The sequence below is a fragment of the Paracoccus sp. S4493 genome, from assembly GCF_000967735.1.
GTDB lineage: Bacteria > Pseudomonadota > Alphaproteobacteria > Rhodobacterales > Rhodobacteraceae > Paracoccus > Paracoccus marcusii.
The window spans coordinates 1-598 of record NZ_JXYF01000230.1 but is presented as its reverse complement, the minus strand read 5'-3'; the positions used below and the strand labels follow the sequence as shown (position 1 = coordinate 598).

At 66.9% G+C, this 598-nt stretch carries 2 protein-coding genes; both read right to left on the bottom strand.

Annotated features, from left to right (window positions below; all coding sequences use genetic code 11):
• Positions 1-245, bottom strand: a 245-nt coding sequence (locus tag TW83_RS16605; RefSeq protein WP_045983894.1) for an SDR family NAD(P)-dependent oxidoreductase, incomplete at its 3' end; no start/stop codon positions are given.
• A partial coding sequence (rfbC, locus tag TW83_RS16600; protein WP_045983893.1) for a dTDP-4-dehydrorhamnose 3,5-epimerase occupies positions 242-598 on the bottom strand: 357 nt, incomplete at its 5' end. The genes TW83_RS16605 and rfbC, both read right to left, overlap by 4 nt.

Genomic DNA, 598 nt, shown 5'->3' with positions numbered 1-598 from the left:
TCCGCGGCCAGGTGCATGATCGCGTCGGGGCGGTGCTGCGCCAGGATGCGGTCCAGCGCCGCGCGGTCGCGGATGTCGGCCTGCTCGAACGCATAGCGGTCGGACTGCGCGGCCTCGGCCACGTTCTCCAGGTTCGCGGCATAGGTCAGCGCGTCCAGGTTCACGACATGATGCCCACGTGCGATCGCCAGGCGAACGACGGCAGAGCCGATGAATCCGGCGCCGCCGGTGATCAGGATCTTCATGCCTGCTCCTCAAAGACGAAGGGCGATTTCAACTCTGCCAGCGGCTGCGCATCCCGATCCTTGTCGGACAGCAACGGATCGGCGACGTCCCAGTCAATGCCGACGCTGTCCCAGGCCACCGCACCGTCCGACGCGCGGTCGTAATGGGCCGTGCACTTGTAGACGATCTCGGTATCGGGTTCGCGGGTGACGAAGCCGTGAAGGAAGCCTGCGGGAATCCACAGCTGGCGGCCGTTCTCGAAGCTCAGCTCGGTCCCGAACCATTGGCCATAGGTCGGGCTGCCCACGCGCACATCCACCGCCACGTCGAACAGCCGGCCACGCCCGCAGCGCACCAGCTTGCCCTGCGCGAA